The sequence below is a fragment of the Micrococcus sp. KRD096 genome (genome assembly GCF_017168495.1).
In the GTDB taxonomy this organism is placed as follows: domain Bacteria; phylum Actinomycetota; class Actinomycetes; order Actinomycetales; family Micrococcaceae; genus Micrococcus; species Micrococcus luteus.
Map to the genome: position 1 here is coordinate 1 of NZ_JABFAY010000068.1, position 626 is coordinate 626.

The 626-nt window shown below is 64.7% G+C and carries 1 protein-coding gene; it reads left to right on the plus strand.

All coding sequences use genetic code 11. From position 1 onward, the window contains the following. Positions 1-590: hypothetical protein (locus tag J1M41_RS11690; protein ID WP_206451802.1), on the plus strand; the 590-nt coding region annotated here is incomplete at its 5' end. Positions 591-626 lie beyond the last annotated feature (36 nt).

Consider the following 626-nt stretch of genomic DNA (forward strand, 5'->3'; position numbering starts at 1 on the left):
TCTTCCTGGAGCGCAACGCCGCGTTCTTGCTCTGCAAGGGGGAACACTCGTCGCCGGGGCACCCCGACGTCCAGGCGTTCATGCGGCACTTCATCGACCTGCCGCCGGCTACCCATTGGGATGTGCAGCCGATGGTGGCCGAAGGGCAGATGCGGGAGTTCCAGGACGTCGCCGGGGTGCATGCCCTGGACCTCACCATGACAACACGGAGAGACCTCTTCAACCACGACCAGCAAGGCAAAGGCCGCTCCCTCGACGCCGTGCTGAGCGCCCTGTCGGACGCAATCGGCACCGATCTTCAGGTCACCTTGAAGGTCTCGATCGACCGCCCGAACCGCTCGAAGCGAGCGATGCAACGGATGCGTGACGTAGTGAATGAGTCCGCCAGCTGGTTCTCCGCGGCCGGGAAGAAGGCCGTCGTGACGACGGAGACCACGGGCGGTGTTCGCGAGGCGCTCAACCTGGTCAGCCATGACCTCGCGGTGGACATTGTCCTCCCGCCGGAAAGCACCGAGCGCCAGAGCTTCCAAGACCTCATTCATGCCCTGGTAGCGGAAGCCGCGAGCTTGAACGCGAGGCTCCGCGAGTAGGTCGCCCGTAGACTCAGCTGCATGACCGCTGGCAAC